General features: G+C 70.0%; 8 protein-coding genes. 3 read left to right on the forward strand and 5 right to left on the reverse strand.

The annotated features are described in order from the left end of the window. Positions 1–6: 6 nt before the first annotated feature. On the reverse strand, positions 7–249 hold the full coding sequence (locus FJ108_17555; GenBank protein ID MBM4337696.1) for a hypothetical protein: 243 nt from the start codon (positions 247–249) through the stop codon (positions 7–9). A gap of 81 nt (positions 250–330) precedes the next feature. On the opposite strand from FJ108_17555, the gene FJ108_17560 reads away from it, so the two are divergent. From FJ108_17560 to FJ108_17570, 3 genes are read left to right on the forward strand one after another with little or no spacing between them, the layout of a single operon-like run. After that, positions 331–732, forward strand: a complete 402-nt coding sequence (locus FJ108_17560; GenBank protein ID MBM4337697.1) for a VOC family protein — start codon at positions 331–333, stop codon at positions 730–732. Next, complete coding sequence (locus FJ108_17565) at positions 729–1292, forward strand: NAD(P)H-dependent oxidoreductase (protein MBM4337698.1); 564 nt, start codon at positions 729–731, stop codon at positions 1290–1292. Before FJ108_17560 ends, FJ108_17565 begins: the two co-directional genes overlap by 4 nt. Before the next feature lie 10 nt (positions 1293–1302). Then, entirely contained in the window at positions 1303–2217 is a 915-nt protein-coding gene (locus FJ108_17570; GenBank protein MBM4337699.1) for a cyclase family protein, read from the forward strand. A 262-nt stretch (positions 2218–2479) separates the two neighbouring features. Here the strand turns inward: FJ108_17570 and FJ108_17575 are convergent, their stop codons facing one another. The 4 genes from FJ108_17575 to FJ108_17590 all read right to left on the reverse strand — a co-directional run bounded on the left by FJ108_17575 (position 2480) and on the right by FJ108_17590 (position 5864). After that, a complete protein-coding gene (locus tag FJ108_17575; protein MBM4337700.1) occupies positions 2480–3286 on the reverse strand; it encodes a prohibitin family protein in 807 nt (268 codons plus the stop codon). A gap of 53 nt (positions 3287–3339) precedes the next feature. After that, the gene (locus FJ108_17580) at positions 3340–3678 is read right to left on the reverse strand and encodes a hypothetical protein (GenBank protein MBM4337701.1); all 339 of its coding nucleotides are present in this window, start codon (positions 3676–3678) and stop codon (positions 3340–3342) included. Positions 3679–3864: 186 nt separating this feature from the next. Further along, a complete protein-coding gene (locus FJ108_17585; GenBank protein ID MBM4337702.1) occupies positions 3865–4761 on the reverse strand; it encodes an alpha/beta fold hydrolase in 897 nt (298 codons plus the stop codon). Positions 4762–4775: 14 nt separating this feature from the next. Beyond that, on the reverse strand, positions 4776–5864 hold the full coding sequence (locus tag FJ108_17590; protein MBM4337703.1) for a DUF2804 domain-containing protein: 1089 nt from the start codon (positions 5862–5864) through the stop codon (positions 4776–4778). Positions 5865–5944 lie beyond the last annotated feature (80 nt).

Genomic DNA, 5944 nt, shown 5'->3' on the forward strand with positions numbered 1-5944 from the left:
GAGCAGCTAGCCGTCGCGTCCGCGCGAGAGCCGCGCCTGGCGGATCGAGACCGAGCGGTCGCGCAGGCTGAGCCTTCCGTCGGCGATGGCGGTCTGCTCGCCGCGCCCGATCTCGAGCGAGACGGCCGGGACGGCCAGGCTCGCGCCGGTGTCCGCGCCTTCGAGCACGGCGAGCACCAGACGCTCGCCGCCGACCAGGGTCGAGTCGTCGCTCGGGGAGCTGCGCGAGCGGTTTCGAAACCACGCCATGATCGAGCGCAGTCTCGACGCCCGCCGCCATCGGGTCAAGAGCTCGTTGCCCGGAGTTCCGATCCCGCTCAGAATGCCCGCGTGCACGATCTCGGGCTCACGCACGTCGCGCTCTCCTCGTCGGACCTCGACGCGACCGTCGCGTTCTGGTCGCGCTACGCGCGAATGCAGGTCGTGCATCGGCGCGACGGGGTCGTCTGGCTCTCCGATCTCACCCGACCGTTCGTGATCGTGCTGGTGGCGACAGCGACGGTCGAGAACCCGCTCCGGCCGCTCGCGCACCTAGGCGTGGGGTGCGAGAGCCGCGCCGAGGTCGATCGCCTGGCCGCGCTCGCAGCACAGGAGGGCCGTCTGATCGCGGGCCCGTCCGACGCCGGTCCGCCGGTCGGATACTGGGCGTTCGTCCGCGACCCCGACGGCCACACGCTCGAGCTCTCGTTCGGTCAGGAGGTCGGGCTCACCGTGGAAGGAGAGAAGCGATGAAGCTGGTTGCGCTCTCGGGCTCGCTGCGCGGGGCGTCGCTGAACCGCAAGCTACTGGATCTGTCGCTGCGGGTTCTCGAGAAGGAGGGCGCGCAGGTGGACCGCATCGATCTGCGCGCGCTCGAGCTGCCGTTCTACGACGGCGACCTGGAGACGGCCTCGGGCCTGCCGGTCGGCGCGCAGGAGCTGGTGGCGCGAATCGCAGCGGCCGACGGGCTCGTGATCTCGTCGCCGGAGTACAACTACTCCGTGCCGGCCGTGCTGAAGAACGCGATCGACTGGGTCACGCGCGCGAAGCCCATGCCGCTGCGCGGGAAGACCGCCGTGCTGATGTCCGCATCGCCGTCGCTGGTCGGCGGGAACCGCGGGCTCTGGGTGTTGCGGATGTCGCTCGAGGTGGTCGGCGTGCACGTCTACCCGGACATGTTCTCGCTCGGGTCGGCGCACCAGGCCTTCGACGACGCGGGCGAGCTCGGCGATCCGGCGCTCGGCCGCTTCCTGCGCTTCGTGCTCACGGGCTTTGCGCGCGCCACCCGGCTGCACGCGCAGCCTCCGACGTGAGGGCGACGCGATGAGCGTGGCGCGCTCGCCGCTGTCTCCCGAGCAAGTTCGGGCCTTCCACCAGTCACTCTCGAACTGGGGCCGGTTCGGCGCGCGCGATCAGCTCGGCACGCTGAATCTGATCACGCCCGAGAAGCGCGTGGCCGCGGCCCGGCTCGTGCGCAGCGGGCGAACCGTTTCTGCGTCGCGGCCGCTGCCGACGCTGCCCGGCCCCGAGAATCCGAACCCCGTCGCGCACCACATGACCGGCACCGCGACCGAGGGCTGGGGCGGCGACTACTTCGCGATCGCGCCGCACGGCTTCGCCACCTCTCACATCGACGCGCTCTGCCACATCTTCCACGAGGGGAAGCTGTACAACGGCTACCCGATCGAGAGCGTGACCGCGCACGGCGCGCTCGAGCTCGGCATCCACGAGCTGAGCTCCGGCGTCGTCTCGCGCGGCATCCTGCTCGACGTGCCGCGATCGCGCGGCGTGCCTTTTCTCGACAGCGGCGAGCCGATCTTCCCCGACGACCTCGAGCGCGCCGAGCGGGACGCGCGCCTGCGCGTAGAGCCGGGCGACCTCCTGCTGGTGCGCACGGGACGCTGGGCGCTTCGCGACGCGCGCGGGCCGTGGGATCCGCGCGTCTCGCTCGCGGGCCTGGACGCCTCGTGCCTGCCGTGGCTGCACGAGCGCGGCGTGGCGGCGCTGGGCTGCGATGGCGTCTCCGACGTCATTCCCTCGCGAGTCCCTGGCGTGGGCCTGCCGATCCACTCCGTCGCGATCGCTGCGCTCGGCCTGCACCTGATCGACAACCTGGAGCTCGAGCCGCTCGCCAGCGCCTGCGCGGCCGAAGCGCGCTGGGAGTTCCTGCTCACGCTCGCGCCGCTGGTGCTGCTGCGCGGCACCGCCTCGCCGCTGAACCCGATCGCGGTCTTCTGATGTCCGCGAGCTCTGGCTCGAGGCCGGCTCGGCGCAGAACCCGTGGTTCGACGATCTCGGCCGAGATCCGCGGATCGCTTTCCGCGCCGAGGGCCGAGACGGCGAATTCCTGGCGTGCGTTTCGAGGACTTCTCGGCGCGCGCACCGATCCGCGCGCTGCTGCGCGAGAAATACGGACTGCGCGACCGCTGGGTCGGGCTCTTCGTCGACCAGTCTCGCTCGCTCGTCGTGCGCCTGGGCCCGGTCGAGCCCTGAGCCGCGATCAGCGCGGGCCGCTCTGCCTCTCGAGCGGGAGCATGATGTTCGAGCCGGCGCCGACCACCTGCGGCGAGACGCCGTTCCACTTCTCGACCATCTTCAGCTCCACGAGCTTCGGCGCCTGCTCGAGCGCCTCGCCCTGGATGCGGATCGACTCCGCGTCGGCGGTGGCCTTGATGATCAGCGTCTCGGCGTCGGTCTTCGCCTGCTGCATCTTGAAGATCGCCTTCTCGGCCTCCTGCTGCTGCACCATCTTGGCCTCGATCGCCTGCTCGAGCTCGCGCGAGAGCTTCACGTCCTCGATCACGAGGTCCTCGATGATCAGCAGGCTTCCAACCTTCTCGCGCGAGGACGCGAGCGCCGCCGCCTTGACCTGCTCGCGCGATTTCACGATGTCGGCGGCGGTGCGCAGCGCGGTGGCCTCCTTGGTCGCTTCCTGCACACGCGGCAGGATCAGCTTCTCGAACGGGTGGCCCGCGTAGTCGCGCAGCACCGAGACCACCGATGTCTCCGGGATCCGGTACAGCACCTTGAGCTGGATCGTGATCTGCTGCAGGTCGGACGAGAAGCAGTCCGCGCCGATCTCGCGCGTGTCCTGCTGCACGTTCACGCGCCAGATCTGGGTGACCATGGGCAACCGCATGCCGAAGCCAGGCGCGACGAACTGATCCGACATCGTGCCGAGCGTGACGTGCACGCCACGCTCGCCGGGCTGCACGACGTAGAAGCTGTTCAGCAGCACCATGGCGACGAGCAAGCCGAGAACCGCCGTTCCGATCAAGCGTGGATTCATGGCTGCAACGTACACCATCTGCCGCGGCGAGCGTTGCGACGCCCCGATCGAGTCGTGCGGTTTGCGGCCGGCTACGGCTTGGCGAGCGCCTCGTGCGCCTTGGCGAGCGCGTCGTACTCCCCCGCCGCGGATTCCGCCAGCGTCGCGAGCTTGTCGCAGTGCGCCTTCTGCGCCTGCAGCGTGGCGAGCTTTCCGCCGGAATACGATGCGCCCATCCTTCTGTGGTAGGCGGCGTCCTCGCGCGCGGCCGTGGCCCGGGCCTTGAAGTAGTTGGCGAGCGCAAGATGTTGCTCGGGCGTGGTCGCCGACTCGATCAGCAGCTGTTCGAGCCCGTGATCCGCCGCGTCGTTCGCGGTCGCCAGCCCCGTCGGCAGCAGGCCGAGTCCGAGGCAGACAACGAGAACCCTCACTCCCGACATGATCTCCTCCTTCCGCGAGCTGCGGCGCTCCGCCTGCGATGCAAGCCCCGGGCCGCCGCCTGGCGGGAGGGAAGCATTCGGCGGCGTCGATGAGCTTGCGCTCGTGCCCAGGGAGCAGGCAAGGGATGGTCGGCTCCTGGGCACGGGCACCCGGAGCCGCCCATCAGCGGCGCGCCGCTACCGCGTCATCTGGATGAACTGCTCGATCAGCGCGCAGGCGGTCTCGGGCGCGTCCTCTTGGATGAAGTGCCCGACACCGGGAAGCGTGACGACCGGGCCTTTCGGCCAGGTCGAGCGGAACGTGCCCACGGCCATCTCGGTGGGGATCGCGCGGTCGGCTTCGCCGTGGACGTACATCGCCGGCTTGGCGGCGAGCGCGGGCAGGTTCGCGATCCGCTCGAAGATCACCGCCATCGTCGCGGGAGAGTTGATGCAGGCCGGGAAGGCCAGCGCTCCCTTGCAGTCCTCGGGCGTTCGGAAGTGCGCGGCGTAGGCGCGAACCCAGGTCTCGTCCACGTGCGCGGCGCGCTCGAAGCCGATTCGCTTCAGCACCGACAGGATCGTCGCGCCCAGGTTCGATAGCACCGCCCGGCTCTCGTCGGTCTGCACCCACTCGAACCAGGGGAAGTCCGCGACCGTCTTCACGTTCGCGGGCGTTCGGCCGGGCATTCCCGTGTTCATGTAGCAGAGGCGCTTCACGCGGCCGGGATTGCGCAGCGCGACGCCGCTCGCGATCGGGCCGCCCCAGTCCTGCCCCACGAAGGTGATCGAGTCGAGCTGCAGGTGATCGAGGAGTCGTTCGAGGTTCTCGACGTGGTCGCGGATCGAGTAGTCGCGGTCCTGGGGCGTGGCGCTCTTGCCGAACCCCATATGGTCGGGAACGACGACGCGACCGTGGCGAGCGAGCCGCGGAATGAACTCGCGGTACAGGTAGCCCCAGGTCGGCTCGCCGTGCAGACACACGATCGGATCACCCTCGCCCTCGTCGACGTAGTGCATGCGGAAGCCGTTGCCGTCGTAGAAGCGGGGGCGGAAGGGCCAGGTTCCGTCGAAGCTCTCGTCTGCGGGGATCAATTCCCGTCTCCTCGTCACCAGCGGTGCGCGAATTCCTCGGCCCAGCCGATCAGGCCGTCGACCGCGATCTCGCTGCCAGGGACGCGCACGCGTCCGCGCCAGCGCCCGAACGCGCAGACGCCTCCGGTCGCGATCACGCCCAGGTCGAGCTTCGGCGTGTGCGCGGCGACCGGCTCGAGCACCAGGTCGAGCGCGCCGGAGTGCTCGGCGACCACGCGCCAGGGCTTGCGCCACTGGCTCGCGTCGTACTCCCAGCGCAGGTCCTCCATGATCTTGTGCAGCCGGCCGTTGCACAGGATTCCGTTCTCGTTCGAGCCGGTACCGGTGGTCCACTTCGCGCCGAAGTTCACGCCGAGCAGCGCGTCGCCCGCCCAGCCGGTGGCCACGCCCCAGTTCCAGAACGAGCGGTGCGGCCAGATTCCGCGGCCCCAGTCCTGCACCGCGAAGCAGGTGCGCGGATCGAGCGCGTAGCGGCGCTCGCCCGCGCGCACCTCGCCCTCGCACGGCAGCGCAGCGTGCTTCGAGTTGCACTGGAAGCGGGTCGCGCTCCAGGGCACGACCACGTTCAGGCTCTCGTGACCCGCGGGCCTGTGCACGGCGAAGTCGGCCGCGATCTCGGTTCCGTCGCTGGCGCGGCCGCCGAAGCGCACCGCCAGGTCGCCGCCGTCGATGCGATTTGCGTACTCGATTCCCGCGCCCGAGAAGGCGACGCTCGCCTCGACCTGCTCGGGCAGGTCGAAGCGCCCCGGCCGCCCGTACGACGATCCGGCCCAGTGCGCGCCGTCGCGAAAATCGGTCAGCGTGAAGGAGCAGAACGAGGTCAGGTCGATGTCGGCCAGCGTCACCGAGAAGACGAAGTCCGGCCCGATCCAGTTCCAGAAGTTCCAGCGCTTCTTTCTCGGCCAGTGACCGGAGAGATTCGCGCGAAACAGCGGCTGGCGCGCGAAGCCGACCGCCGCCGGGTTCAGCCGGCCGCGTGCGTCGCACAGGTCGACCGGCGCGGTGATCTCGCGCTCGGCGTAGACCGCCTCGCTCACGCGGCTCGCCCCGGGCCGGTCGAGGATCGGAAGATGGTCGGGCAGCGGTCGGGTCGTCGCGGTCATGATGCCGAGAGTATCCTCCACGGCGCTGCGGAGAGCTCGATCGAATGCGCCCGGTGTACCACTTCACGCCGAAGCAGAAC

The sequence above is a fragment of the Deltaproteobacteria bacterium genome (genome assembly GCA_016875225.1).
In the GTDB taxonomy this organism is placed as follows: Bacteria; Myxococcota_A; UBA9160; order SZUA-336; family SZUA-336; genus VGRW01.